This window comes from Magnetococcales bacterium (assembly GCA_015231175.1).
Classification (GTDB): domain Bacteria; phylum Pseudomonadota; class Magnetococcia; order Magnetococcales; family DC0425bin3; genus HA3dbin3.
Genome location: JADGBZ010000049.1, coordinates 1 through 26203, shown reverse-complemented (window position 1 = coordinate 26203; position 26203 = coordinate 1). Strand labels below are relative to the sequence as shown.

Here is a 26203-nt window from a genome sequence, read left to right as displayed (position 1 = left end):
GAATTTGAAGAGGGGTGGGTCCATCCCATCACCAGGGAGCCAGCCCCCTGGACCCGGATTCGTAAAAAAAGCACGGGGCGCTGCCCCGGACTGCGGCGCTGCCCCGGACCGCGGCGCTGCCCCGGACCCCGATATTTTGACCTCAGGGCGTACCGGTCAAAGTGAAGGTTGCCGTCGCACTTGTTGCGGTCGCCGTAACCATACAGGTCGCATTGACTTTGGAGGCAATCGCCAGGGAAGTGATCGTGTAACCCGATGGGAGGCCACCCTGCATGAGGTTGGCGCCGTCGGTGCAGTTGGCAACCGTGACGCAACCGGTGCCGACGGGCGTTGTTCCACAAGCCGTGACGTTGGTGCCATTGGCGGAAGAGATGCCTGTGGCAACTGTCGCAACGGAGGTTGTGGAGAAATTGCCGGATATATCACCCTCGATGGTGATGGTATCCGTACCATCGTTCAACGAGCCGGATATCGTGCCGCTGGGAAAGGTGCTGTTGGGACGAAGGGTTCCAAAATATTTGTACAGGCTGCCACTGGAGATATAAACGTTGGACGAGGCATCCACATAACCGGTGGCGCTGGTGGAGGAGCCGCCTGTGCCGCCACTCACCAGGGTGGCGCTGACATCGCCGTATGCGTTGATGGTCATGGTCCACGTCCCGGAATCGTGCGAACTTCCGGTGCTGTTGGCGACGGATGCATAGGTTCCGGAGTATGTTCCGGAGTTGACGGAAGAAAAGGTTGGCCGCGCATAGGTCAGGGAGACGTTGCCGGCGGTCAGGTTGGCGATCATGGCATTTTGAGCCGATGATGCGCTGACAGAGGTCGCCCCGTTGGGATAGAGCGAAGAGACGCTGCTGACAATATGAGGCATGACGGTGGAGACTGAACTCAAATTGTTTGACGCATTCAGCGCGGATACATGGGCTCCGAGCACTGGATTGCTTGTCGTCAATGCCGAAGCGACAGAAGAGGGAATGACAATACTGGACACACCCCCTTTGTTTTGATCGAGGGATTGGAGAAAAGTGGCTATATTGATGGCGGAAGCTGTTGCGGATGTCGCCCCGGGCCCGCCCAGGGAGATCGGGGTAACGACGGATGCCCCTGTCGTACTGCCCAGGAAAACCTGGCCAACACTGAAAGATACCGGCTCTCCGGTATGGTATTGAAACGTGCCTTGACTGTCCGTTACGCCCGACAAGGTGGGGGTCGAATAGGTGACTCCCTGCACGGGCGCATCCATAAGTTGACCAGTGCTGGCTATGGTCGTTGCCGTGTTTGCGGACGTGCTGGATACAGGGATGTTGTTGGCAGTCAGAGATGCAACCATGGCTGTCTGCGCTGCCAGGGCACTGACGATGTTCGTTCCGGGGATAAGAGCGACAACATTGTTGAGATCACGGACAAAATGGGCCGACGTGGCGCCTTGGGCAAAGTCGGCGTTCAGGTTGGTAACCAGCCAGGAGTTGGCTGTGTCCGCCAATACCGTTTGTGCCGCCGATGGTATGATTATGGTGGAACTTTTGCCGGCGTTTTGATCCAGGGATTGCAGAAAACTGGCGATATTGACCACACTGGGGGTCATTGCCGTGGCGCCTGCCCCACCCAGCGTGATCGGGGTGATCGTGGCAGCCCCGGTGGCACGACCCAGCACGACCTGGCCCACCTTGAAGGTCACCGTGTCTCCGGGATTGTAGCGGAAGGAACCGTTGCCATCGGTCGTTCCGGACAAATTGCCCGGCGTGGTTTGATAACTGAGACCCTGTACAGGCGCATCGATGAACCGGCCCGTGTTGGATGCGGATGGAGCCGCAGGGCAGTTGATCCCCTCACTGCTGCATAAATCAACGGTGATGCCACTGTTGCCGCCTCCATCCCCGCCACCACCGCAAGCGCCCAAAAATCCAACGATGGTCAGGAACAGGAAAATCCGCTGCACGATTGAAATATTTTTCCTGTGCATAAAAACCCCTGAAAAGCGCAACTCAATACCGCACCTGCTTGACCTCCAGGACATTTTCTACCCGCGCCAGCGTCGCCATGATGGCGTTGGGAACTTCCTGATCGACGTTGATGAAAGCGATAGCGTGCCCGCCTACGGCCATGCGGCCCAAATGGAAGTTGGCAATGTTGACCCCGGCCTCACCCAGAATGGTGCCGACCCGACCAATGAGCCCTGGCGCATCCTGGTTGGCGATGAATAAAAGATTGCCTTCCGGCGTGGCCTCGATGGGAACGTTGTTCATGGAGACGACACGGGGTTGGATGCTGTTGAACAACGTGCCCGAGATGGACCGCTCGCGTTTCTCTGTTACGATGGTAACGTTGATCAGGGAGGTAAACCCTTGCCGGGCACGAGGATGCACGCTCTCCACCACCTCGATGGCCCGTTCTTCGGCAATAAGGGGGGCGTTGACCAGATTGACGCCGGTTTCCAACATGGGGGTGAGGATGCTGTTGAGGATGGTGTTGGTGATCGGCTTGAGTTTGAGCTTGGTCACCTCGCCTTCGTAGGAGACGTGAATTTTTTTGACGCCGGCTTCGGTAAGTTGCCCGAGGGTGGTGCCCAGTTTGTCGGCCAGGTTGAGGAAGGGCCGTAAATTGGGCAGCTCCTCTTCGGAGACGGAGGGAATGTTGAGGGCGTTTTGGATGGTTCCGCTCAGAAGGTAATCGGAGATTTGCTGGGCGATCTGGATGGCGACATTGACCTGCGCTTCACGGGTCGAGGCCCCCAGGTGCGGGGTCAGGACCACATTGTCAAACTCGAAGAGGGGATGATCCTTGGCCGGCTCCTTTTCAAAGACATCCAGGGCGGCGGCGTAGACCTTGCCGGATTTGAGGGCATCATACAAAGCGGTCTCGTCGATGATGCCGCCCCGGGCGCAGTTGACGATGATGACGCCATCCTTCATGCAGGCAAAGGCGGCTGCATTGACGATATGGCGCGTGTTGCGGGTCATGGGGGTGTGAACGGTGAGCACATCGATACGGGGCCAGAAGGCGTCGAGATTGTCCACCAACTCCACGCCCATGTCTTCAGCGCGCTCCTTGCTGATGAACGGGTCATAGGCCAGAATCTGCATCTTGAGGCCGAGAAACCGCTCCACCACCAGGGCGCCAATGTTGCCGATGCCAATGATGCCCAGGGTCTTGTGGAAAAGCTCCCGACCCATGAAGCGGCTTTTTTCCCATTTGCTCTGCCGGGTCGAAGCGGTGGCCGCCGGAATCTGCCGGGCAGCGGCCAGGGTCAGGGCGATGGTGTGTTCCGCTGTCGTGACGGTGTTGCCAAAAGGGGTGTTCATGACGATCACCCCATGCTTGGATGCGGCGGGAATATCCACATTGTCCACACCGATGCCGGCCCGCCCGATCACCTTGAGCCTTTTGCCTGCCTGGATCAAATCAGCCGTCAGACGGGTTGCCGAACGAATGGCCACGCCATCATAGTTGCCAATGATGGATTTCAAATCGTCGGGCGTGATGCCCGGCTTGTAATCCACTTCCAAACCCCGGGCACGAAAAACCTCTTCGGCCTTGGGGGACATTTTGTCAGCGATCAACACTTTTGGCATGATTTTCTCCTCGGCATCCTTGCAAAAAAAGCTTTGCCATGAAAGTAAAAAATGCAGGTAGCGATTCAGCACCCTTCCAAAAAAAGGCCTGGATATGGATGCCTTTGTCAGGGCTTCGCCCCGAACCCCACCAGAACTCCGTCTCAGGCCCAGCCAGGGGGCCACTCCCCTGGACCTCGATGCGTTGCCGGGTGGTGAATGGTTGCAAATGCAGAATCAGTTACGAACCATCAACCCTTTCGGGCATAATACGGGAAAGAGGGGGACGGGAACCGGGTGACATCCACTAACACAGGCGGCAGGGAAATGACAAGCACTACCATGAACGCCCTGCATGGCGGACGGGTTTTGATCGTGGCGGGATCGGATCCCGTAGGCGGGGCCGGGTTGCAGGCCGATCTGAAGACCGTAACCGCCCTGGGGGGCCACGCCATGACGGCGGTCACGGCCATCACGGTCCAGGATACCCGGCAGCTCTACACTTTTTTTCCGCTGGATCCGGCGTGGGTGGTGCAGCAGATGCGGGTTGTTTTGCAGGATGTGGGGGTTGATTGCATCAAGCTGGGCATGTTGGGCTCGCCCGGCATTGTTGCCGCCGTGGCCGAGGTGTTGCGCGACATTCCCGACGTGCCCGTGGTGGCGGATCCGGTTTTGGCGGCTGGCGGTGGGGGTTCCCTGTTGCAGGACGGGGGGATGGAGATCCTGGTGAGGGCGTTGCTGCCCCGGGTCACCCTCCTGACGCCCAACATACCCGAAGCGGAGGCCCTTACCGGTATGGTCATCACCTCCCCGGCAACCATGGAGCAGGCGGCCCAAAAACTGGCAGGCGGCGGGGGCAGCATCTTGTTGACCGGTGGTCATCAACCCGGAGAGATCATCCATGACCTTCTTGTCGCGGGCCAGGAGTCGCACTGGTTTACCTCGCCCCGGCGTCCCGGACCTGGTTTTCATGGCACTGGTTGCACGCTCGCTTCTGCCGTGGCTACGGGATTGGCCCAGGGGATGCCCATGCTGGAGGCCGTTGCGCGTGGCATCGCATTCGTGCATCGTGCCGTAGCGGAAAGTTATGCGCTGGGGCACGGGCAGCTTTTGTTGCGGCATCACTCTTTTCAATCGTTCTGAAGAAGTGCGTGCAACTTTTCCAAATCAATACGCAAGCTGGATGCGCAAACCCAGGCCCGCATCGTCCAAGCCATCCGTCATCTTGGGGAGAATCCGCGTCCTTCCAGGTGTCTGAAATTGTCCCGATTACGCGACACATACCGCATCCGTGAGGGCGATTTCCGCATCATTTACCAAGAGGGGTGTGTCGACGGCCACACCAAGCCATCCGGCTTTGGCGTTTCAATGGCGTAAGCCTTTTTTATTGGCGCGCGGTACAGGATTCGAACCTGTGACCTTTGGCTCCGGAGGCCAACGCTCTATCCGGCTGAGCTAACCGCGCTTTCGGGGAGGCGCCATCCTACAGAAAGGTTTCCACCTCTGTCAAAGGTAAACCCTTGTGTGGCGATATCCCACCCGGTTTCCGGGCGGTTTTTGCGTCATGGTAAAGCGGGGAGTGGGGGTGGTTTTGGGGCGTTGCCGGATCTTGACAACGTCATGGGACCGATTCATCCTAGGAAGCTTTGCGGGCGGAAACCAGACCAGAACAAGGAGCATGACCGAAATGAGCGAGAACATTGTCGATTCCTCCGACGGCACGTTCGAACAGGATGTCTTGAAGTCGAATTTACCAGTCCTGGTGGATTTTTGGGCCGAGTGGTGTGGTCCCTGCAAGCAGGTTGCCCCGACCCTTGAGGCCATGGCGCTTGATTTTAAAGGAAAGCTTAAGGTCGTCAAGCTGAACATAGACCAGAATCCCAGCTCGCCGGGCCGTTATGGCGTGCGGGGCATTCCGACCCTCATGCTGTTCAAGGATGGCAAGATTGAAGCGACCAAGATGGGAGCCCTGCCCAAGTCGAAACTTTACGAATGGGTTGAGCAGTCTATTGGTTGAGCCGGTTTACTGGTTCAAGCAAAGCTTGGACATAAAAGATTTTGTCGGGGCTTCGCCCCGAACCCCACCAGAAGGAAGGGCACAGCCCTTCCTTCTGGAGCTCCATCCCAGTTTTTCAATCGTTTCAGGTTATTTTTATTTCTTTTCTTGAAATCCCCATTGATGTTTGAAACTCTGAATGACCGCGTCGGTGGCGCCGGTGATTCTGACCAGTTTTTCGCGGGATTTTTCCCCTTTGATGACGCTGACGTTGCTTTTGGGCACCCGGAAGGCCTTGGCCAGGAGTGCGCACAGGGCCTGGTTGGCGGCGTTATCCACCGGCGGGGCGTGCAGGGCCACCTTGAGACGACCCTCGTGCAAACCCATGATTTTTTCATGGGCGGCGCGGGGTTGCACGCGGATGGGCAAAAGGTGGTCGCTCACTCCAACGCTCTCCGCATGGTCTCCATGTCGACGATACGAAGAGTCTTGCCACTCTCTTCGACAAGCCCTTCCTGTTTCAACATTTTGAAGAGACGTGACAAGGTCTCCGGTTGTACCGAGAGGCGCGAGGCGAGAATCTTTCGGGTCATTCGCAGGTGGACGATGTTTTCTCCCAGGCCTTGGGAGCCGGCCTCCTGGAGCAGGTAGGAGAGCAGTCGTTCCCGGGCGTGTTGCAGGGTGAGCCGGTCGATCTCCAATACCAGTTGATGGAGTTTTTGGCTCATTCCGGAGAGCAGGTTCAGACAGAGTTCGGGAGAATCTTCCAAAATTTTACGGTAGGGAGCGGCAGCGATGTGCAGCAGGCGACTCTCCTCGGTGGCTTCGGCGCTGACCGGGTAGAGGGCTCCCCGGGAAAACAGGATCGCTTCGGCAAAGGTCTGGCCCGACCGGATCAGCTCGATCACCTTTTCCTGACCATCCACCGCAAGCCGAAACAGTTTCACGCTTCCCCTGAGCAGGACAAAAAACCCACGAAAAGGATCTCCTTGATAGAAAACCGCCTGACCAGGGGAGAGACGGAGAGTGGCCATATGGGGCAACAGACCCTCCCATGCCTCTTGACTCAGAGAGGAAAAGAGCGGGTTGCTGCGCACCTGTTCCAGGGGGTTGATGCCCTTTCTGCCTCTGTTTGATTCTCCAGGTTTTTCCGTGTTGTCCATAAGCAGCACCCCGCATGCTCGTCATTGTCATGGTTGTCCGGTTTGTGGCGAAAGGGAGATGGTCATCGAATCGGGGTCCAGGGGGCTGGCTCCCTGGCAGGTCCAGGACGGAGTCCTGGTGGGGTTTGGGTCGAAGCCCTGACAGAGGCTTCCATACCCGGGCTTTTCTTGCAAGGGCGCTGACAGGTGGGTGTTGAACCTATACCCGGAAAAAAGGGCAAGCGATGACCTGGATCAACACGGCCATGGGTCGCTAGCCCCATGATCCCTCCCAGACAGTGGCACACAACAGGTTTGCCACCCATTCATTCCGGCGGATCGGCTTCAATTCATGATCTGTCCGTTTTGTCAGAGGGATTGACCATGAAGAAGGAAGAAAAGAGCACATTAGAGATGTTTTGTCACCAGTGCGCCATGAGCGCCCCCCATGGATGCGGCTCCAACGGCCAGGATCTGGGAACCTGCGGCAAGGATTCGGTGATTGCCCGGTTGCAGGATACCTTGATCTATGGCCTCAAGGGGCTGGCCGCCTATCGGGAACATGCTCGGGAGTTGGGAGCCGATACCCATGGCATCGATGATGTGATCAGCGAGACTTTGTACTTCACCATGACCAACGTCAATTTCAGTTTTGACGACCATATCCGGCAGTTGATGAAGGTGGGTTCTGCCGGTATTCAGGCGATGGACCTGTTGAGTGGGGCTCACACGGCTGCCCTGGGCGTTCCCACACCGGTAGTCGTGAGCCAGAATCGGGCCGAGGGGCATGCCATCCTGGTTTCCGGGCACAATCTCTCCATGCTCAAGGGGCTTCTGGAGGCTACCGAGGGGCGTGGCGTCAACGTCTACACCCACTCGGAGATGCTTCCCGCCCATGGTTATCCTGAATTGAGAAAATTTCCTCATCTCAAGGGAAACGTGGGTGGAGCCTGGCACGACCAGAGCAAATTGATGGAGAAGTGGCCGGGAACCCTGGTGGTCAACACCAACTGCATCGTGCCCTTGAAGAAGGGCAACACTTACGGTGAGCGCATTTACGGTTACAAGGTGACCGGACTGGACGGCATTCGCAAGGTGGTGGACAACGATTTTGGACCTTTGATCCAGCACACCTTGGCGTTGCCCCAAGTCACGGGTTTCACCTCTGACGCCACCTTGCGGACCGGTCACCACCATCTGGGCATCACAGGCGTGATTCCAGCCGTGGTGGATGCGGTCAAAAAGGGGCGGATCCGCCAGTTTTTCGTCATTGCAGGATGTGATTCCCCGGGCCGGGGGGGGGACTACTATCGGGAGATGGCGCAAAGCCTGCCGGGGGATTGTGTCATTCTGACCTCAAGCTGTGGCAAGTTTCGCTTCAACGACATCGACTTTGGAACCGTGCCCGGAACAAGCGTGCCTCGGTATCTGGATCTGGGGCAGTGCAACGACAGCCATGGCGCCATTCATTTGGCCCAGGGGCTCAGTGCGGCCTTGGAGACACCCATGGCTGAATTGCCCTTGGCCATCGTGTTGAGTTGGATGGAACAGAAGGCCGTGATCATCCTGCTGGGCTTGTTGAGTCTGGGGATCAAGAACATTCACATTGGTCCCAAGGCCCCCCAGTTTGTCAACGATGCCATTCTTGACTTCCTGGTGAAAAATTTCAATCTCACCTTGACCGGAAAGGTTGAAGAGGATTTGGAGCGGTTGCTGATTGCACAAGCTGCCTGAGGTCCAGGAGGAAGGGCTGCGTCCTTCCTCCTGGTGGGGTTCGGGGCAAAGCCCCGACAAAGGCTTACGATTGAAAAACTGGGATGGAGGTCCAGGAGGAAGGGCTGCGCCCTTCCTCCTGGTGGGGTTCGGGGCAAAGCCCCGACAAAGGCTTTCATGTCCAAAACCGCATGGCTGCGGTCATCACTCCTCGACGATATCCCCCCGCAAGGCATCCTTGTGCGCCACGGGAAGAACACCTTTGTCGCCATCTTGAGGGTTGGACCAGAAGCGCATGGAACCGATCCGTCCGTAACGATCGAACATGGTATTCCACCCGTCGACATAGACCGGGCACGTATCGTTGAAGCAAACCAGGAGGGCATCGGCGCCATAGCCGAGACCATCGGAAAAATTGATGGGGGGCGCCAACCATCTTTTCAATACCTGTTGGCAATGGGGGCAATTTTCCTTGCCGAGAGAAGCGCTTTCAGGCGGTGCGTTCATGGCGGATCCTCACTTTTCCTTGTTTTCAATCCAGGCGGGAAGGGCAGCCAGGGCTTCGTTGAGCTGTTCGGGGCGCGTGCCGCCCCCCTGGGCCATGTCGGGGCGCCCCCCCCCTTTGCCACCCACCCTTTCTGACACAAAACGCACCAGATCACCAGCCTTGATTTTGGCCGTGAGATCAGACGTAACGCCTGCCAAAACGGAGACCTTCCCCTCCGCCGCCACACCCAGCAGGATCACAGCGGAGGGAAGCTTCTCCTTGAGACGATCACAAAGGTCGCGCAACCCCTTGGGATCCACCCCTTCCACCCGTGCTACAAGCAGAGGAAAGCCCGCCACGGTACGCACCTGGCCCAGCAGATCATCGACAATATTGCCGGACATGGCGGATTTGGCCTTTTCAAGATGACGTTCCAGCTCCCTCTGCCGAGCCAAAAGCTTCTCCACCCCCTCGACCACCTGAGAGACACCCACCTTCAGGAGGCGGGCAACCTTTTTCAGCTCCTCGCCATCCTGGACAAAGCTGCGGCGGGCCACGGGACCGCAAACGGCTTCGATGCGACGCACCCCGGCTGCCACAGCGCTTTCGGCAACGATGCGCATGACGCCAATCTCGCCGGATTGGGCAACGTGGGTGCCGCCACACAGTTCCAAGGATTCGCCGATGCGGACCACACGGACCGATTCACCATACTTTTCCCCAAAAAGGGCCATGGCGCCGATGGCAACAGCCTCCTCCGGCGTCATGACCGTGGTGCGCTGGGGATCGTTGGCCCAAATGGCGGCATTGACCATATCTTCCACCCGGTCAATCTCCTCGGGCGTCATGGCCTGGAAGTGAGAAAAATCCAGGCGGAGTCGCTCCGCTGAAACCATGGATCCCGCCTGTTTGACATGTCCCCCCAAAACCTGGCGCAGGGCATGCTGCAACAGGTGGGTCGCGGAGTGGTGCAGACGAATGATGTTGCGGCGCTTGGCATTCACCTCCAGGGTCAGATCGTCGCCAACTGCCAGGGCGCCTTGAAGCATGCGACCATGATGCACAAAAAGACCAGGCAGCGGTTTTTGGGTATTCAACACCTCAAAACGGCCATTCCGGGCCGTGATGACACCCGTATCTCCCACCTGTCCGCCGGATTCACCATAAAATGGGGTCTGATTGACCACAATCTGTGCTTCCTGGTCGGCAACGACACGCTCCGCACGCACACCGTCCAGCATGATGGCCTGCAACATGCCCTGGGCGGAATCAGCATCGTAGCCAAGAAATTCGGTCGCGGCACAACTCTCCAGCAACTCGTGATACAAACCAGCCACCCGGAGATCCCCCGAACCCGACCAGGAAGCACGCGCACGTTTCTTCTGCGCATTCATGCGGTCGTTGAAACCGTCCATGTCCAGAGTGATGCCCCGGTCACGGGCAATGTCGGCGGTCAGATCGGTGGGAAAGCCATAGGTGTCGTAAAGCGTGAAAACGGCCTCGCCATCCAGGACGCCACCCGCCGTCAAACCAGTCAAAGATTGGTCCAAAAGCTTCAACCCGGATCCCAGTGTGGTGGCAAACCGCTTCTCTTCATTTTCCACCACCATGGCCACGGTCGCCCCCTGGGCAACCAACTCCGGATAGGTCTCCCCCATGGTCTGGGCCAACGTTCCCGTCAGGGCATGCAAAAAAGGCCGCTCCAGACCCAGCATGCGACCATGCCGCATGGCACGACGCATGATGCGGCGCAGGACATAACCTCGCCCCTCATTGGCGGGCAGAACACCATCGGCAATCAAAAAACCGGCAGCCCGTACATGGTCGGCAATGACCCGCAACGAGATCCGCTCCGTCTCGCTGCATGTGGCATAGTCGATGCCGCAACGGGCGGCGGCGGCCCGCAACAAGGGCTGAAAAAGATCCGTGTCAAAGTTGCTGGTACACCCCTGCACCACGGCTGCCATGCGTTCGAGCCCGGCACCCGTGTCGATACAGGGGCTGGGAAGTGGCGTCAAATGGCCCCCGGCATCCCGGTTGAACTGCATGAAAACCAGGTTCCAGATCTCCACAAAACGATTCCCGTCCCCATCCGGAGAACCGGGAGGACCGCCCGCCACTTCGGGTCCATAATCATAAAAAATTTCCGAACAGGGCCCACAGGGACCGGTCTCCCCCATGGACCAAAAATTGTCGCTGGTACCGATACGAATGATCTTGTCGCTCGGCAACCCCACCTTCTCCCGCCACAACTGCCACGCCTCATCGTCTTCGGCGTAAACCGTGACCAGCAGCCTCTCGGGAGGTATACCCAGCTTTCCCGTAACAAACTGCCAGGCCAGAGGAATGGCATCGGCCTTGAAGTAATCGCCGAAAGAGAAGTTGCCAAGCATCTCAAAAAAGGTGTGATGACGCGGGGTGCGCCCGACATTCTCCAGATCGTTGTGCTTGCCGCCGGCCCGGACACACTTTTGCACCGTCACCGCCCGGGTGTAATCACGTCGCTCCTGCCCCAGAAACAAATTTTTAAACTGCACCATGCCGGCATTCGTGAAAAGCAGGGTCGGGTCATGGCGCGGCACCAGGCCCGAGGAGGCTACAGGCCGGTGACCATGGCGTTCAAAAAAGCTCACAAATCTTCGGCGAATATCACTTCCGGTCATTCCCACCACAAATCTCCCCGTTGCAGATCAACCCAAAAGCTGCCAGATGGTATCGGCATCGAACCCGCGCCGCACGAGAAAATCGTACTGTTTCTTCAAAGACACCCGGTCGGAAGGTGGAACAGAGCCGAACCGTTTGTCCCGCGCAGCCCTGGCCAGGGTAACCAGATCGGTGGCTACAAGAAAGTTTTCCAGAGCGGTGGCGGCATCGGCCTCCGCAACCCCACGGGCGCGCAGGTCGGCACGCACCCGCAACGGCCCACATTGCCGATTCCGCATGCGGTCACGGGTCAACGCCTCGGCAAAGGCGGCATCATTCAGATAGCCTTGCTCCAAACACCGCGCAATGGCCTGCGCCACCAACTCCCGAGGAGCACCCTTGCGATGCAACTTGCGGGTCAACTCCTGAATGCCATGGGGGCGCTGCGCCAAACAGCGCAAAGCCAAATCATAAACGTGGGTGGCGTCCATCAACCCACCCTGTTCCGTTTCCCTCGCAGGCTGAACACATAGGCCAGCACCTGCGCCACCGCCTTGAACAAATCCGGCGGAATGGTCTGATCCAGATCCACATCCTTGAAAAGGGTCCGCGCCAACGGGGGGTTCTCCACCAAAGGAACCTTGTTCTCTCCGGCTATGGTCCGAATGCGACTGGCAACGGCATCCACCCCCTTGGCCACCACCTTGGGGGCCAACATTTCGCCAGGCGTGTAACGCAAGGCCACCGCATAATGGGTCGGGTTGGTGATGACGACGTCCGCCTTGGGAACCTCCTGCATCATGCGGCGCTGCGCCATCTCCCGTTGCACCTGCCGGATGCGACCCTTGAGCATGGGATCACCTTCCGTCTGGCGCAGTTCGTCCTTGATCTCCTGCTTGGTCATCCTTAATCCTTTAATATAATTGAACTTTTGATATGAAAAGTCAATAAACGCCAGAATCAGAAAAGCCAATGTCACCCGCCAGAGGATGGCCAGAGAGTCGTTCATCAACACGGCCAAAACCGTCGGCACATCGCTGTTGGTAAGCGTGAGAACTTGTAGGCTGCTGTCCTTGATGCCCAGGTAAACGGCGATCGACACCAGGCTCATCTTCATGATGGACTTGAAAAGTTCGACCACGGATTGCATCGAGAAGAGACGTTTCAGTCCACTGAATGGATTGACCTTGGAAAAATTGGGCGCCAATGGTTGAAGAGTGAACATCCAACCATGTTGAATAATCGAAGCGGCAATACCCGCCACAATGAATACGGCAAAAAAAGGCCCCATGTCCCCCAACACCAGAGTCAGGACATCCCGCAACAAGGCGATGACGCCGGCCTCGGTCAGGTCATCGTGGATCTGACCACTCAAAAAAAAGGCCATCTTTCCCCGCAACGCCTCCCACAAACCCGGCCCCTGAAAAATGAAAAGCGTCAGGGCGGAAAGGAGAATCAGGGCGGTCGGCACCTCCCGGGAATTGGCAGTCTGCCCCTTGTCCCTGGCCTCCTGAAGACGTTTGGAGGTCGGGGCTTCGGTTTTTGCGTCGTTGTCGGCGTCACCTGCCATGCTTGGAAACTCCCTCTTCCCGTGTCACGCGCCGGTGGTTGTGTGCGGGGCCTACATGCCCACAAACCTGAAAGCCAGAGAAATAAAGGCCCGAATTTCCTTGGCCATGATGTCGGAGTAAATGGCCATGGATAACCCGAGGATTAAAAATCCAAGCAGTTGAGCCAGGGGCATGGCCATGAAAAAAACCTGCATCTGGGGCGATGCACGATTGATCAGACCCATACCAATGTAGAGCAACTTGGAGGCAACAAGCATCGGAGCGGCAATCATGAACCCCAAACGAAACAACCGCACCACACCGGCCAGACCTGTCTGAAGAAAAACCTGCCCATCCGGCATGCCCGACCCCGGCGGCACCACCTTGAAGGAACGAATGATCCCCTCCAAAAGCATATGGTGACCATCCACCATCAAAAACAACATCAGCCCCACAAAATAGAGAAGGTTGGAAACAACGTTCTCCTGCATGCCCGACGTGGGGTCCATGATCTGCGCCATGGAGAGTCCCATCTCGAAACCAATCAGGTTGCCGGCCAGTTGCGCCGCAATCAAAACCCACTGAGTGATCAGGCCAATCATGGCGCCGATTAACATTTCGCCAGCACCGGCCAGAACCATGGCTCCCGCATCACCCTTGCCCTCACCAGACCAGGGCGGTACCAAAGGAAAAATCACGATGGTCAAAGCCAGAATCAACACCACCCGGATGCGAACCGGCCCCGCAGAACGTGAAAAAAAAGGGGCCGCCAAAAACAAACCACTGATACGGGTCATGACCAGAAGCATCCGGTCCACTTCACCCGTGGAGAGCCCCAGGAAATCCATGAGCGCGGCAGGATCCATGCGGAACTCCTTGCTTCAGTCCGAGTGACTATTCATCACCCAACCACGCATCGGGGTCCAGGGGACCGGCTCCCTGGCAGGTCCAGAACAGAGTCGTGGTGGGGTTCGGGGCAAAGCCCTGACAAAGGCTTTCATACCCAGGCCTTTTTTGAAAAAAAAACCTGACAAAGGCTTTCATGCCCAAGCCTTTTTTGAAAAGGTTCTGAACAGTTACGGGTGCTGAATGGTCGCCAGTCCGGTCTCTAACCAATCAATTGGGGAACGGATTCCAACAAACTGCGAAAATAGTCGGTCAATTTCATCATCATCCAGGGCAAGGTCAGGATCAAGGCGAAAAAAGTGGCCAAAATTTTGGGAATGAAGGTCAGAGTCATCTCCTGAATCTGGGTCACCGCCTGAAACAGGGAGATGACGATACCCACCACCAGCGCCGTCAGCAGCATGGGCGCGGAGATCAGCAAGGCAATCCTGATCGCTTCAATAACAAGATTTTGCACGACTTCAGGGGTCATGACCCAGATCACTCCTTCCGTGCGCCACGGCAACTAACCTGCCAGCATGCGGCCTGCCGGCATACTAACCCAGCTGGAACCGTTTGGCACCATTTTCCCGAGGCACGCATGTCCAGGGCAATCGCATGGGCAATCGCATGGACAATCGCATGCTGTTAACCCCTGGTTTTACAAACCTGCAATGTGTCCGCCATCTGGCGCAAAAAGACGCGCCAGATGGCGGACCAAGGCCCGCCCCTTGGGCCTTTTTTGCAAACAGCGCAAAAAAGGCCTGGGAGAAGGGGGGCGTACAAAAACAAAACGGGGCGCTGCCCCGGACCCCGCAAGGGCTCTGCCCTTGACCCGCCAGGGAGCCAGCCCCCTGGACCCCGATTCGTTGCCGGGTGCCGAACAGTTACGGCTCTGTCAGGGCTTCCCCCCCCCTGGACCGATTCGTTGCAGGTTGTACCCAAATGAGGTACGTTCCAGGAGTGGCACGCAAGGTGAAACCATGCAGAACAGACTGCTCCAAAACACCTTGCAACACAAGTTCCCACTCTCCCCACGCACCCATACGCCAAAAACTACCCCGGAGCCGGTATGACACCCATCGACAAAAACTCCCGGATTTACGTATCAGGCCACGCGGGAATGACGGGTACGGCAATCGTTCGCTGCCTGCGGGCACAAGGATTCGACAACCTCGTCACACGATCACACGCCGAGTTGGATCTTGTGGACCAACATGCCGTGCGCGCCTTTTTCCGGCATGAAAAAATCGACCATGTCATACTCTGCGCCGGAAAAGTGGGCGGCATCCACGCCAACAACACCTATCCTGCTGAATTCATATATCAAAATTTAATGATCGAGGCCAATGTCATCCATGAGGCCTGGCGCGCCGGGGTGCAGCGCCTGATCTTTCTGGGCAGTGCCTGCATCTACCCCAAATTTGCCCATGTCCCCATCCGGGAGGAAGATCTGCTCACGGGTATCCTGGAGCCGACCAACGAACCTTATGCCCTGGCCAAAATATCCGGTATCAAGCTGTGTGAATCCTACAACCGTCAGTATGGTACCCGTTACCGGTCGGTCATGCCGACCAATCTGTACGGACCTTTCGACAATTTTCACCCCCAAAACAGCCACGTCCTGCCGGCGTTGCTGCGCAAGTGCCATCAGGCCAAACTGGAGGGGAGACCCAGTGTGGAGATCTGGGGAAGCGGTCGCCCCAGCCGGGAATTTCTCCATGTGGACGACATGGCGGCTGCTACAGTCTTCGTCATGCAGATCCCGGACGAACCCTTCGCCCAGGTCACCAGACCAGAATGCTGCTTCCTCAACATCGGCAGCGGCCAGGATGTAACCATCGCCGAAGCGGCCATGCTGGTCAAACAAGCCATTGGCTACGAAGGCGAACTGCGCTTCGACTTGAGCCAACCCGATGGGACGCCCCGCCGACGCCTGGATGTCGCCAAACTGACCGCGCTGGGGTGGCAGGCCCAAATTTCCCTGGCTGAAGGGTTGCGCCAAACCTACCAATGGTTCCTGGAAAATCAGGACTCTCTCAGACAATAGATGTACCGCCTGCCACAGGTTGCTGCCATGCTTCCCGATCCCGTTGCCCTGGCCATTGACCTGGTACAATCCCCTTCCGTCACGCCCAGCGATCACGGGTGCCAGGAGATTTTGCTGCGTCATCTCGAAGCCATGGGATTTGCCATCCATCGCTGCCGATTCGGCCAGGTGGAAAATTTTTACGCCCGACTGGGCCACACCGGACAAAATTTTTGCTTCGCCGGCCACACGGATGTCGTCACCCCCGGGGATCAGGAGCGTTGGCAGGCCCCCCCCTTTGCCGGCACGATCCTGGATGGCCAGCTCATCGCCCGGGGAATCTGCGACATGAAAGGGGCCCTGGCAGCCATGGTGACCGCCACGGCACGGTTCCTTGCCGAACGTCCCGACTTTGCCCGCGACAACTCGCTCTCCTTCCTGGTCACGGGTGACGAAGAGGGAGATGCCGTGGATGGCACGGTCCGCATCCTGGAGTGGCTCGGCGCCCGTGGTGAAAAACTGGACTATTGCCTGGTGGGTGAACCCACCAGCACAGCCACCCTGGGTGATGGCATCAAAAATGGCCGCCGTGGTTCCCTGAACGGTCGCCTGCGGGTGCAAGGCATTCAGGGCCATGTGGCCTATCCCCATCTGGCCATCAACCCCATCCATGCCGCTGTGACCCTCCTGGCCCCCCTGGTCCACCATGTGTTCGATACCGGCAACGCCGATTTTTCCCCGACCAGCCTGCAACTGACCTCCATCCAGGCCGGTGGTCCGGCCACCAACGTCATTCCGGATGGCCTGATGGCGGCCTTCAACATTCGTTTCAACACCGAGCAAACCCCGGGCACCCTGGAACGCACCCTGCGGCAGATCCTCGATACCGCTGTGGCAGCCGAGGATGCCCGTCTGACCTATACCCTTGACCTCGCCGTGACCGGGCTCCCTTTCCAAACCTCTGGAGGTTCTTTTCTCGCCGCCTTGCGCCGGGCAGTGCAGGCTGCCACAGGATCGGATCCACAACTCTCCACCGGTGGCGGCACCTCCGATGCGCGCTTCATTGCCCGGGTCTGCCCTCAGACCGTCGAATTCGGCCTGGTCGGAACCACCATGCACAAAATCAACGAACAGTGCCCCATCGCCGACCTGGAGCGACTGACCCGGGTGTATCATCGCCTGCTCCAGGAAATCTTTCCGAAAATAGATTGACCGGTTCGACTTCATCCGGTTCAGGAAAATTATCCTTTATTTTCAATATCTCTGGCAAAATTTCACAAAAGATCCGCACCAGGTTTGGATCAAATGCGGCGCCCGAACATCTCTTGATTTCCTCGACGGCTCTTCCGACGCTCCAGGGTTGTTTATAGGGACGTTTGGAGGTCAACGCATCAAAGACATCTGCCAGGCTGCAAATACGACCCATCAGAGGAATTTCTTCTCTTTTCAGACCGTTCGGGTATCCGCTTCCATCCCATCGTTCATGATGCGACAGGGCGATGGTGTGCGCGGTACGCATCAGCAATGAAGGTTCTGCATCCAACAATTGCCCGCCAAGCAGGGTATGGGTCTTCATGACCGTGAACTCCTCATCGGTCAATTTTCCCGGTTTGAGCAGAATGCTGTCCGGAATGCCGATCTTGCCGACATCATGCATGGGGGAGGCCTGCATCAACAACTCCTGGTCGTGCGCGTCCAGACCGGATGCCCGTCCGATCAGGGAGGAATAGTGGCTCATGCGCTGGATGTGTTTTCCGGTTTCGTTATCCCGGTATTCCGCCGCCTGCCCCAGCCGCCGAATGATCTCCTGCCTGGTGCGCAGCAGTTCCAGCTCTCGTTCCGCCAGGGACTGGGCGGTACGCGCAGCCCGCAGAATGTATCGCATCCGATGCCCCAACAACCCGAAGTTGATCGGCTTGGTGATAAAATCCGTGGCTCCCGTTTGATAGGCATGCTCGATGGAAATCAGATCATCCAGAGAGGTGGCCAACACAATGGGCAGGTGCCGCAATTTTTTCTGCCGGCGGATGGTCTCGCACAGTACGAACCCATCCATCCCGGGCATGACCACATCGGTAATCACCACGTCGGGCAGCTCCTGCCGCAACATCTGCCAGGCCTGCAACCCATCCTCGGCTTCAACCACGCGAAAGCCCCCCTGTTCCAGCGCTTCTCGCATGGGAAGACGTTGCAGAAATTCGTCATCCACGATCAATACCAGAGGATGTGGCAGCTCATCGGTCTGTTGCATGAGGAAAACCTCCCGGCGAAGATGCGGAACACAATGCCGTCAATGCCTGCCCGACCTCGGCAAACAGGGTCTCACTTCGTTGAAAATGCTGGCGTACCAATGAAAAGTCCGCATGCCCGGACTCCATGATCCGTCCCCATTCGGCCAGACGGACAGCCCCCATGGTAAGACTGGAGGATCTCAGGGTATGCGCCGCAACGCGCACCCCCTCGGCATCCTCCCGCTCGATGGCCTGCTTCAGAGTATCCAGCAACTCCGGGGTGCGCGCCAAATAGTGTTCCACCATTTTGCCCAGCAATCCGGCGGCGCCCTTCCGGGACAGATCCAGAATGCGTCCCACGATAACCGGATCCAGAACCTCGTCTGCCGACTCTTCCTTCTTCCCTTCAACGCCTTCCGGTTGCGTCACGCCATGAGGAGTGGCGACCGGTGGACCGGAAACCACATCTCCGGCTCCCACATCGTTCACGATATCGTGGGGCAACCAGCGATGCAATACAGCTCCCAGGTCCGCCTGACTCAGTGGCTTGTGCAGAAAGTCGTTCATACCGGCTGCCTCGCATTGGCGTCGGCTCTTCTGCAAGACATGGGCGGTCAGGGCGATGATGGGAATCGGCAACCTCCCTGTCTGTCTTTCCCATTGACGCAGGCGTCTGGTTGTCTCGAAACCATCCAGAATCGGCATTTCGCAATCCATGAAAATGATGTCGAAAGTCGGAACCGTCTCGCGCACCAAAGTCAGCGCCTGCTGACCATCGACCGCGATGGTGACGAAACATCCAAACTGCTCCAACATCGTCATCGCCACTTCCTGATTGACAAGATGATCCTCCACCAGCAGAACCCGCCCCGTGAAATGACTGTTTTCCGGTAAGAGAGCCAGCTGATTCCGGTTCCGGTTCCAATTCGCAATTTCCCGGATATCCCCCTGTTGTTGCTTGCCAAATCGAGCTGTAAACCAGAACTTCGATCCGCGACCGGGTTCACTCTCCAACCACAAATCTCCATGGAAGAGCGACACCAACTGCCGGGTGATGGCGAGGCCAAGCCCGCTCCCCCCAAACCGGCGGGCCACCGAAGGATCTTCCTGGGAAAAGTTCTGAAACATCCGGCTTTGATAATCGGCAGAGATGCCGATTCCCGTATCCGTCACGCAAAAACGCAGCACGATATCCGCATCGCGATCCTCGACGATATTCATCGTCAAACCAACCGACCCCTGATCGGTAAACTTGATCGCATTGCCCAACAGATTGAACAGAATCTGACTGAGTCGATAAGGGTCTCCCAACAAATGATTCTTTCCCTCATGGAACCAATCGAAGTGGAACTCGATGCCTTTTCGCTGCGCCTCTTGCAAAAAGATGTCACACACATCTCCGAGCACCTCGTCCAGGTCGAAACGCAGCACCTCCAGAAACAACCGACCATCCTGAATTTTTGCAAAATCAAGAATATCATTGATGATCCTCAGCAGGGTGCATCCGGAATGCTGGATGGTTTGGACATAATGGCGCTGCCGTTCCGTGAGGGGGGTTTTCAGAATCAACTCGGCCATGCCCAACACCCCATTCATGGGTGTGCGGATTTCATGGCTCATGTTGACCAGGAAAGTCTCCTTGGCGCGAGCGCCCGACTCGGCTGCATCCCGTGCCTGCTCCAACTCTTCGGTCCTGACCCGAACGATCTTTTCCAGGTTGTCCCGATAGTGGCACAACTCCTCTTCGACCTGCTTGCGGCCAGTGATATCCTGAAAAATGGCCATCCACACTTCACCAAATTCGGCGTGCGCCAAAGTGGTGATGGAGACATGCCCCCAAAAAGGGGTTCCATCCTTTCTGATGTTCCGAACTTCCCCCTCCCAGACTCCTTTGCGATGCAGATGCGCCTCGATTTGCCGGACGATCGCATCAACGGCCTGGCTTGTACCCGCGCAGGTCGCCGCAATGGGCTGACCGATGATCTCTCCCCGCTCATGACCGAAGATTTTTTCAAATCCCCGATTGGCATAGGTTATGACGCCATCCTGCGTGCGCACAAGACATACGCCTTCGACCATGTATTCCAGCATGCGCGATTGAAGGCGGATATCCTCTTCCCGTGCAGCCCGCGCATCGATCCGTAAATGGTTGTAGCGTTCGGGCATGACCGGATCAACGGGACCAAACTTCGTGATGATTTCAAATGAGCCGTCGGCATGACAACGCGACAGAAAGGTGTTGACTTTGGCGTGATGCGTCATCGGGTCCATGAGGATGCTCCCCTGGGGACCGGTGACAGACAGCCTCTCCAGGGAATCGATCAGAGCCTCGGTCTCCAGTGTGCCGGCATGGTTGGCTGCCTGGGCAAAAGCCTTGGCGCACAAGTATGCACCTTCGCCAAAATTGGTGAGAATGCCGTTTCCCTGGGGCCATAATCCGGTGATTCCCGGCATGGCGGCCAACCGATCGAGAAAGAGCTTGTTTTCTTCAGTGGCAACAGACATGAAATAAGTATTGCTTGAGTAACACCCCTCACGCACTTCCGCAGGCAAATGGCTGGCCATGATCTCATCGAAATGTCCCATGACCACGGCCATTCGTTTCTTGAGACCAAGCGCCGAAAACCGGGTCAGCAGCATGAGTTGATCGGCTCCGGCAAAATAGGGAACCAACACATTGGCTTCCGATTCGGCCACCTGCTGCAACAGCGCGTCAATCTTCTCCAACGTCACGCCGATGGGCAGATACTCCTCGCCTGCCACTTCACCCCCGGCCAACAGCAAGGCCTCTTTGGCCGCATCGATCGAACCTCGTGGCCACTCATAGTTGTTGCCCGCAAAAAACATCCTCGGACCGTATTTTTCCCTCATGTACGGTATCATTTTTCCAATCTGCTGGTTGGGCAGCGCTGCAAAATGAAAAAAATAACGGCTGAGGATGCTTCCCTCATAGAATGAATAATTCAGCAAGGGCACCCTTCTGGGTTCGGCCACCCGGTAGGCCACCGCAATGCGTGAATTGGACAAAAGAGTGCCGATCATGGCTGTGCAGCCATGATGTTCGATCAGTCGCTCGGCAGCCTTGATCGCGCTCTGGGGCAAAGAGCCATCATCTTCGATCACCAGGCGCAACGGTCTGCCCAACACACCCCCGTTTTCGTTCACCTCCATGGCAGCCACCTGCGCGGCCATCGTGATCTCGGCGCCGTACATGCCCGCCAGACCGGTCAGGGGAGACATCAGACCCAACACGACCGCATTGTCTTTACGTGTTTTTGTCATTCATGGAGCCCATCAGATCAAATTTTTCGCTCTTTCAAGGAGAAAGATGTCCCTTTCAGCGCCCTTGCCAAAAATGTCCGATCAGCCTCCGGCCATTTTTCCCCGATAGGCAAAGGCCACCCCGAGAACCACAAGCGGAATCAGGGATGCAACCCCCCAGACTCCCATGGACAACAAAACAATCTGATTGGTCACAACCAGGCCGGCATAGGTGTATACGGCCCATCTTTGCATCCTCCACAGGCCCACAAAGCTGATCAACCCGACGCCGGCGGACAGACCCATGAAATACGGATACCAACCACCACCACCCCGATGCCATCCAGACGCAATGATGACCATCGTGGCAAGCACGCTCAGAAAGCCGAAAAAACAGATGATGGTGATGGGCATGGGACGCACGTTTTTGTTCATGCCTCCTCCCCCAGACGGCTCAACAACTCAGCCTGGTGGTGCGTTGCCAAGGCATCCACCACCTCAGCCAAATCACCGGACAGAACGGCGTCAAGTTTGTGCAGAGTCAAATTGATACGATGATCGGTCAGGCGGTTTTGCGGAAAATTGTAAGTCCGGATACGCTCCGAACGATCTCCCGAACCAACCTGGGTACGGCGTTGTTGGGACCGTTCGTCATTGGCAGCCTGTTGTTCCCGGTCGTAAAGACGGGCGGTGAGAACCTTCATGGCCTTCACCTTGTTTTTGTGCTGGGACTTTTCGTCCTGGCAGGTGACCACCAAACCCGTGGGAAGGTGGGTGATGCGCACCGCCGAATCGGTGGTGTTGACACTCTGCCCCCCTGGACCCGATGAGCGATACACATCGATGCGCAAATCCTTTTCATCCACCACCACATCCACAGCGCTGGCCTCGGGCAGAATGGCCACGGTGCAGGCGGATGTGTGGATGCGGCCACCCGCTTCGGTGGTGGGAACCCGCTGCACCCGATGCACCCCGGATTCAAACTTGAAAGTCGAATAGGCGCCATGGCCGGAAATCATGGCGATCACCTCGCGCACGCCACCCAGGGCGGTGGGATTGTTGGCAAGAATTTCCACCCGCCAGGAACGGGATTCGGCAAAACGGGCATACATGCGGAACAGGTCAGCGGCAAACAAAGCCGCCTCCTCCCCGCCCGTGCCGGCGCGAATCTCCAGGATGACGTTTTTGTCGTCGTTGGGATCGGACGGAATGAGCATGATGCGCAGTTGGGCCAAATGGGCCTCAAGGCGATGTTTGAGAAGATCCGCTTCCTCGCGGGCCATTTGCCGAAGGTCAGGATCGGCGTGGGGATCGGCCAGCATGGCTTCCGTCTCCCGGACCTCCTGCTCCAGACGTTGATATCCCCGCCACCCCTCCACCACCGGATCCAGCTCGGCAAACTCCTTGCTGCACCGGGCAAACAGGGCCGAATCCGCCATGGTGGCAGGCTGACCAAGACGATCCGCCAATTCGGCGTGGCGGCGCGTCATGACGATGAGTTGATCAAACAGGGCCATGCTCACTCCAGATCATCGGTACCATCGTTGGCGGAAGTTTCGGTGGCAAAGGTGGCATCCAGGGCAAAAATCTGCCGGGCAGCGTCCACAAAGGTCTCTCCGTCCCGCCGCGCCCCCAGTTGCCGCAGGCGGCTGGTCGGGGTGTGCAAAATCTTGTTGACCAACAGACGGGCCAACTCTTCGACCCGCTTGCGGTCCGGATCGGTCAATCCCGGCCATTTGGCAGTGACCCGGGCTACCTCGGCGTCGCGAATTTCCTCCAGGCGGCGGCGCAAGTCAATGATGGTGGGAAAAACCCCCAGCGCGTCAATCCATGCGGCAAAAACAGGCACCTCCTCAGCAATGATCTGATCGGCTGCCTCGGTGGCCTGATGGCGCTCCTGACGGTTGCGCTCGACGATACGGTTGAGATCGTCCATGTCATAAAGAAAGGCGCTCTCCACCTCGGCAATCCGGGGATCCAAATCCCGGGGAACGGCAATATCGATGAAAAACATCGGACGCTGCCGCCGACGTTTCAACGCCGCCCGGACCATCGGAACATCAACCAGATAGGAGGTGGAGCCGGTCGAAGAGATGACAATATCAGCGCGGTCGAGGTTGTCCGCCAACTGCTCCAAAGGAAAAGCATGACCAGCGAAGGATGCCGCAAGGGTTTCGGCCCGCTGCAAGGTCCGATTGGTCACCAGGACATGGGCAATGCCCTGCGCCGTCAGGTGCCGCGCCGCCAACTCGCACATCTCCCCTGCCCCGATCAGCAGGCAGATCTTGCCTTCCAACCCGCCAAAAATCTTCCGGGCCAACGTCACCGCCGCATAGGCCACCGAAACGGCATTTTCGGCAATGGCCGTTTCACTGCGCACCCGCTTGGCCACCCGGAAAGCCTGGTGAAAAAATTTGTTCAGAATGGGGCCGGTGGCGTGGAAAGAGGCTGCATTGTGGTAGGCCTGCTTCATCTGGCCAAGAATCTGGGGTTCCCCCACCATCATGGAGTCCAGACTGGCTGCCACGCGATAACCGTGACGTATCGCCGCAGCATCCTGGAAGGTATACAGGTGGGGAGAAAGTTGTTCCAACACCACCCGGTTTGTCGCGGCCAACCAGTCGCGAACCTCCGCAATAGCCACATCCAACTTTCGGCTGGCGAGATAAACCTCGACACGATTGCAGGTGGAAAGGACAACACCTTCCGCAACGCCATCCAGGGCAACCAGGGAAGCCAAGTGCGCCGGCAAGGCGTCGGCGTCAAAAGCGATCTGCTCCCGCAAGGCGACGGGAGCAGTCTGATGATTAAGTCCCAGAACGGCGATTTTCATGGGGACTTGCCTGTGGCAAGTCGGGTTCAAAAATCAAAGACCATCGGCTTCTCTTCGCCGACGATCTTGCTTAAATCCGTCAGGTTGATCGTGCGCCTGGCCAAAACAATGGCCAGCCGACGATAAAACTCCCTGCCAAACTCCGTATCTTCCTGGCAAAGTTCGCGCAATCTCTTTCCGTCGACAACCAGAAAGCGGCTGTTGCCGGAGCTGAGAAGTTCCGCCGAAGGAGGCGTTTCCAGCAACCAACCGATCTCGCCATAAATTTCGCTGTCGATATGCTGGAATGAAATATCCTTGGCTGAGGCGACATCCATGAATTTTTTGGCCACCATCACCTTGCCGCGAAGCAACAACAGGATCTGATCGATTCTCTCCCCCGAAAAAGAACTCATGATCCGGGCGCCATCCTTGAAATCAACAATTTTGCAGTGATTGGCCAGCTGCTCCAGTGCGGCCTGGCGTAAGCCGCCAAAGAGCTCCTTGTCTTGGAGTGACGTGACAGGAACCATACAATTATTTCCTTTCAAAAGTTGTAACTCTTCATCACCCGACCACGAATCGGGATCCAGGGGGCTGGCTCCCTGGCAGATCCAGGACAGCGTCCTGATGCGGTTCGGGGCAAAGCCCTGATAAAGGCTTCCATATCCAGTGCCCGAAGCCTACCCACAGACCCGGTTGCGGCCCCCCTCCTTGGCCCGATAGAGCTGGGCATCCGCTGCCTGAATCAACCCTTCCCGGGTTCGTGTCTGCTCAAGGCCACTTTGTGCCAAACCCATGGATGCGGTAATGGAAGGCAGGGGTGTTCCATCATCCAAAAGGACAGTGGTTGCACGAATGGCCAGCAACAGACGTTCGGCCACGGCACGGGCCTCTTCCAGGCTGGTCTCGGGTAACACCACGGAAAACTCCTCCCCGCCGTACCGGGCGACAAAATCCTGAGGCCGAACATATTGCGCCAAAGTACGGGCCAACGCGATCAGGGCACAATCCCCGCCATGATGCCCCTGGCTGTCGTTGTATCTTTTGAAATGATCCACATCCAGCATAATCAGAGTCAAGGGGGGCATGGCGCCCTGGGCGGCGCGCTCCAGGTGGCGGCTCAAGGATTCGTTCAGCCAACGCCGGTTGAAAACTCCCGTCAACCCATCCGTCCGGATTTCGTTGTGGAGCTGTCCGACTTCACGCCGTGTCTGCACGATATGATCGTTGTTGGTACGCAACCATTGGGCAAGCATGCGCAAAAGGTTTTGACTCAGGCCGTTGATGCGGTCCACCAACGACCATGCGGTCTCTCGATCCAGCGCCACAACAACGCACTCTCCCAGGGCCTGTACATAGGCCGAAGGACGTGTATCATCCATGACGGAAATTTCGCCCATGGAACTCCCTCGCCCCAGTGTGCGGATGGACGGGGTATCCAGAGACTCGATGTGAACCGAAAACTCTCCCTCCAGCACAATATACCAAAAACCGTTGGCAACCAACGGGGAGAGAAGAAGTTCGCCTGACTTGATCTTCCGAATGCTTCCGGAGTCGAGGATCTCCTGTACCTTCTCCGGCGCCAATCCACGGAATATTTCAATCTTTTCAAGTTCATTTCCGGAAAAACAACCGGCACTCTGCATCGGTGCATCCATGGAAAACCCCTCGACGCAAATTCTGGCGTGACAGCTAGCATGACCTCAACAAACCAAAAACGCACCCGGAAGCTAATAACCGAGATGCATCTCATTGCAAGGACAATTTTTCGTTGCCAGATTTGATTTCCCGGGTCGCATGGACAGACATGCAAAGCCTTCTTGTTGGGGCTTTGCCCCGAATCCCACCAGGAGGAAGGGCGCAGCCCTTCCTCCTGGACCTCCATCCCAGTTTTTCA

At 57.3% G+C, this 26203-nt stretch carries 23 protein-coding genes and 1 tRNA gene; 6 read left to right on the top strand and 18 right to left on the bottom strand.

Annotated features, from left to right (window positions below):
• Positions 1–142: 142 nt before the first annotated feature.
• Both HQL63_10825 and HQL63_10820 read right to left on the bottom strand, forming a co-directional pair.
• Complete coding sequence (locus HQL63_10825) at positions 143–1942, bottom strand: hypothetical protein (GenBank protein MBF0177320.1); 1800 nt, start codon at positions 1940–1942, stop codon at positions 143–145.
• Positions 1943–1988: 46 nt separating this feature from the next.
• Positions 1989–3575 (bottom strand): phosphoglycerate dehydrogenase, encoded by a 1587-nt coding sequence (locus tag HQL63_10820; GenBank protein MBF0177319.1) that lies wholly within the window; start codon positions 3573–3575, stop codon positions 1989–1991.
• Positions 3576–3881: 306 nt separating this feature from the next.
• Between HQL63_10820 and thiD the strand changes: the two genes are divergently transcribed.
• Both thiD and HQL63_10810 read left to right on the top strand, forming a co-directional pair.
• The gene (gene thiD, locus HQL63_10815) at positions 3882–4697 is read left to right on the top strand and encodes a bifunctional hydroxymethylpyrimidine kinase/phosphomethylpyrimidine kinase (protein MBF0177318.1); all 816 of its coding nucleotides are present in this window, start codon (positions 3882–3884) and stop codon (positions 4695–4697) included.
• A gap of 27 nt (positions 4698–4724) precedes the next feature.
• Positions 4725–4931, top strand: a complete 207-nt coding sequence (locus HQL63_10810) for a type II toxin-antitoxin system RelE/ParE family toxin (GenBank protein ID MBF0177317.1) — start codon at positions 4725–4727, stop codon at positions 4929–4931.
• A gap of 11 nt (positions 4932–4942) precedes the next feature.
• On the opposite strand, the gene HQL63_10805 is transcribed toward HQL63_10810, so the two are convergent.
• Positions 4943–5019: transfer RNA gene (locus tag HQL63_10805), tRNA-Arg, on the bottom strand.
• 222 nt (positions 5020–5241) lie between these two features.
• Between HQL63_10805 and trxA the strand changes: the two genes are divergently transcribed.
• On the top strand, positions 5242–5571 hold the full coding sequence (trxA, locus tag HQL63_10800; GenBank protein MBF0177316.1) for a thioredoxin: 330 nt from the start codon (positions 5242–5244) through the stop codon (positions 5569–5571).
• A gap of 135 nt (positions 5572–5706) precedes the next feature.
• Here trxA and HQL63_10795 read toward each other — a convergent pair whose 3' ends face one another.
• Both HQL63_10795 and HQL63_10790 read right to left on the bottom strand, forming a co-directional pair.
• Positions 5707–5994, bottom strand: coding sequence for a YggU family protein (locus tag HQL63_10795; protein ID MBF0177315.1), 288 nt, complete (start codon positions 5992–5994; stop codon positions 5707–5709).
• On the bottom strand, positions 5991–6713 hold the full coding sequence (locus HQL63_10790; GenBank protein MBF0177314.1) for a Crp/Fnr family transcriptional regulator: 723 nt from the start codon (positions 6711–6713) through the stop codon (positions 5991–5993). Before HQL63_10790 ends, HQL63_10795 begins: the two co-directional genes overlap by 4 nt.
• A 393-nt stretch (positions 6714–7106) precedes the next feature.
• Between HQL63_10790 and hcp the strand changes: the two genes are divergently transcribed.
• Positions 7107–8426 carry a hydroxylamine reductase gene (gene hcp / locus HQL63_10785; GenBank protein MBF0177313.1) on the top strand — a complete coding sequence of 440 codons (1320 nt, stop codon included), beginning with the start codon at positions 7107–7109 and terminating at the stop codon, positions 8424–8426.
• Between the two features lie 183 nt (positions 8427–8609).
• Here the strand turns inward: hcp and HQL63_10780 are convergent, their stop codons facing one another.
• The 6 genes from HQL63_10780 to fliQ all read right to left on the bottom strand — a co-directional run bounded on the left by HQL63_10780 (position 8610) and on the right by fliQ (position 14463).
• On the bottom strand, positions 8610–8912 hold the full coding sequence (locus tag HQL63_10780) for a hypothetical protein (GenBank protein MBF0177312.1): 303 nt from the start codon (positions 8910–8912) through the stop codon (positions 8610–8612).
• A 9-nt stretch (positions 8913–8921) separates the two neighbouring features.
• Complete coding sequence (gene alaS / locus HQL63_10775) at positions 8922–11555, bottom strand: alanine--tRNA ligase (GenBank protein MBF0177311.1); 2634 nt, start codon at positions 11553–11555, stop codon at positions 8922–8924.
• A gap of 27 nt (positions 11556–11582) precedes the next feature.
• A complete protein-coding gene (locus HQL63_10770) occupies positions 11583–12026 on the bottom strand; it encodes a regulatory protein RecX (GenBank protein MBF0177310.1) in 444 nt (147 codons plus the stop codon).
• Positions 12026–13105: a flagellar biosynthesis protein FlhB gene (gene flhB / locus HQL63_10765; protein ID MBF0177309.1), complete on the bottom strand. Its 1080-nt coding sequence runs from the start codon at positions 13103–13105 to the stop codon at positions 12026–12028. The genes HQL63_10770 and flhB overlap by 1 nt, the downstream gene beginning before the upstream one ends.
• Positions 13106–13156: 51 nt before the next feature.
• Positions 13157–13951, bottom strand: coding sequence for a flagellar biosynthetic protein FliR (gene fliR / locus HQL63_10760; protein MBF0177308.1), 795 nt, complete (start codon positions 13949–13951; stop codon positions 13157–13159).
• A 242-nt stretch (positions 13952–14193) separates the two neighbouring features.
• Positions 14194–14463 carry a flagellar biosynthesis protein FliQ gene (gene fliQ, locus HQL63_10755; GenBank protein MBF0177307.1) on the bottom strand — a complete coding sequence of 90 codons (270 nt, stop codon included), beginning with the start codon at positions 14461–14463 and terminating at the stop codon, positions 14194–14196.
• A gap of 579 nt (positions 14464–15042) precedes the next feature.
• Between fliQ and HQL63_10750 the strand changes: the two genes are divergently transcribed.
• Together HQL63_10750 and dapE are read left to right on the top strand one after the other, a co-directional pair.
• A complete protein-coding gene (locus tag HQL63_10750; GenBank protein MBF0177306.1) occupies positions 15043–16020 on the top strand; it encodes a GDP-L-fucose synthase in 978 nt (325 codons plus the stop codon).
• A gap of 27 nt (positions 16021–16047) precedes the next feature.
• Entirely contained in the window at positions 16048–17211 is a 1164-nt protein-coding gene (dapE, locus tag HQL63_10745) for a succinyl-diaminopimelate desuccinylase (GenBank protein ID MBF0177305.1), read from the top strand.
• On the opposite strand, the gene HQL63_10740 is transcribed toward dapE, so the two are convergent.
• The 7 genes from HQL63_10740 to HQL63_10710 all read right to left on the bottom strand — a co-directional run bounded on the left by HQL63_10740 (position 17123) and on the right by HQL63_10710 (position 25964).
• The gene (locus HQL63_10740) at positions 17123–18250 is read right to left on the bottom strand and encodes a response regulator (GenBank protein MBF0177304.1); all 1128 of its coding nucleotides are present in this window, start codon (positions 18248–18250) and stop codon (positions 17123–17125) included. The two genes, dapE and HQL63_10740, sit on opposite strands and share 89 nt — an antisense overlap.
• Positions 18234–21512, bottom strand: coding sequence for a transporter substrate-binding protein (locus HQL63_10735; GenBank protein MBF0177303.1), 3279 nt, complete (start codon positions 21510–21512; stop codon positions 18234–18236). Before HQL63_10735 ends, HQL63_10740 begins: the two co-directional genes overlap by 17 nt.
• Before the next feature lie 81 nt (positions 21513–21593).
• Positions 21594–21926, bottom strand: coding sequence for a hypothetical protein (locus tag HQL63_10730; GenBank protein MBF0177302.1), 333 nt, complete (start codon positions 21924–21926; stop codon positions 21594–21596).
• Positions 21923–23008 (bottom strand): peptide chain release factor 1, encoded by a 1086-nt coding sequence (gene prfA, locus HQL63_10725; GenBank protein ID MBF0177301.1) that lies wholly within the window; start codon positions 23006–23008, stop codon positions 21923–21925. Before prfA ends, HQL63_10730 begins: the two co-directional genes overlap by 4 nt.
• A gap of 2 nt (positions 23009–23010) precedes the next feature.
• On the bottom strand, positions 23011–24324 hold the full coding sequence (locus HQL63_10720) for a glutamyl-tRNA reductase (GenBank protein MBF0177300.1): 1314 nt from the start codon (positions 24322–24324) through the stop codon (positions 23011–23013).
• 26 nt (positions 24325–24350) lie between these two features.
• Positions 24351–24836 carry a cyclic nucleotide-binding domain-containing protein gene (locus tag HQL63_10715; protein MBF0177299.1) on the bottom strand — a complete coding sequence of 162 codons (486 nt, stop codon included), beginning with the start codon at positions 24834–24836 and terminating at the stop codon, positions 24351–24353.
• A 150-nt stretch (positions 24837–24986) separates the two neighbouring features.
• Complete coding sequence (locus tag HQL63_10710) at positions 24987–25964, bottom strand: GGDEF domain-containing protein (protein ID MBF0177298.1); 978 nt, start codon at positions 25962–25964, stop codon at positions 24987–24989.
• Positions 25965–26203 lie beyond the last annotated feature (239 nt).

Bases quoted from the DNA above. Each gene is read 5' to 3' on its own strand.
- HQL63_10735 (MBF0177303.1), bottom strand. From the start codon at position 21,512: ATGACAAAAACACGTAAAGACAATGCGGTCGTGTTGGGTCTGATGTCT.
- trxA (MBF0177316.1), top strand. From the start codon at position 5,242: ATGAGCGAGAACATTGTCGATTCCTCCGACGGCACGTTCGAACAGGAT.
- HQL63_10790 (MBF0177314.1), bottom strand. From the start codon at position 6,713: ATGGACAACACGGAAAAACCTGGAGAATCAAACAGAGGCAGAAAGGGC.
- alaS (MBF0177311.1), bottom strand. From the start codon at position 11,555: ATGACCGGAAGTGATATTCGCCGAAGATTTGTGAGCTTTTTTGAACGC.
- thiD (MBF0177318.1), top strand. From the start codon at position 3,882: ATGACAAGCACTACCATGAACGCCCTGCATGGCGGACGGGTTTTGATC.
- hcp (MBF0177313.1), top strand. From the start codon at position 7,107: ATGTTTTGTCACCAGTGCGCCATGAGCGCCCCCCATGGATGCGGCTCC.
- HQL63_10780 (MBF0177312.1), bottom strand. From the start codon at position 8,912: ATGAACGCACCGCCTGAAAGCGCTTCTCTCGGCAAGGAAAATTGCCCC.
- HQL63_10710 (MBF0177298.1), bottom strand. From the start codon at position 25,964: ATGGATGCACCGATGCAGAGTGCCGGTTGTTTTTCCGGAAATGAACTT.
- HQL63_10740 (MBF0177304.1), bottom strand. From the start codon at position 18,250: ATGCAACAGACCGATGAGCTGCCACATCCTCTGGTATTGATCGTGGAT.
- fliR (MBF0177308.1), bottom strand. From the start codon at position 13,951: ATGGATCCTGCCGCGCTCATGGATTTCCTGGGGCTCTCCACGGGTGAA.
- dapE (MBF0177305.1), top strand. From the start codon at position 16,048: ATGCTTCCCGATCCCGTTGCCCTGGCCATTGACCTGGTACAATCCCCT.
- HQL63_10715 (MBF0177299.1), bottom strand. From the start codon at position 24,836: ATGGTTCCTGTCACGTCACTCCAAGACAAGGAGCTCTTTGGCGGCTTA.
- fliQ (MBF0177307.1), bottom strand. From the start codon at position 14,463: ATGACCCCTGAAGTCGTGCAAAATCTTGTTATTGAAGCGATCAGGATT.
- prfA (MBF0177301.1), bottom strand. From the start codon at position 23,008: ATGGCCCTGTTTGATCAACTCATCGTCATGACGCGCCGCCACGCCGAA.
- HQL63_10720 (MBF0177300.1), bottom strand. From the start codon at position 24,324: ATGAAAATCGCCGTTCTGGGACTTAATCATCAGACTGCTCCCGTCGCC.
- flhB (MBF0177309.1), bottom strand. From the start codon at position 13,105: ATGGCAGGTGACGCCGACAACGACGCAAAAACCGAAGCCCCGACCTCC.
- HQL63_10730 (MBF0177302.1), bottom strand. From the start codon at position 21,926: ATGAACAAAAACGTGCGTCCCATGCCCATCACCATCATCTGTTTTTTC.
- HQL63_10820 (MBF0177319.1), bottom strand. From the start codon at position 3,575: ATGCCAAAAGTGTTGATCGCTGACAAAATGTCCCCCAAGGCCGAAGAG.
- HQL63_10750 (MBF0177306.1), top strand. From the start codon at position 15,043: ATGACACCCATCGACAAAAACTCCCGGATTTACGTATCAGGCCACGCG.
- HQL63_10770 (MBF0177310.1), bottom strand. From the start codon at position 12,026: ATGGACGCCACCCACGTTTATGATTTGGCTTTGCGCTGTTTGGCGCAG.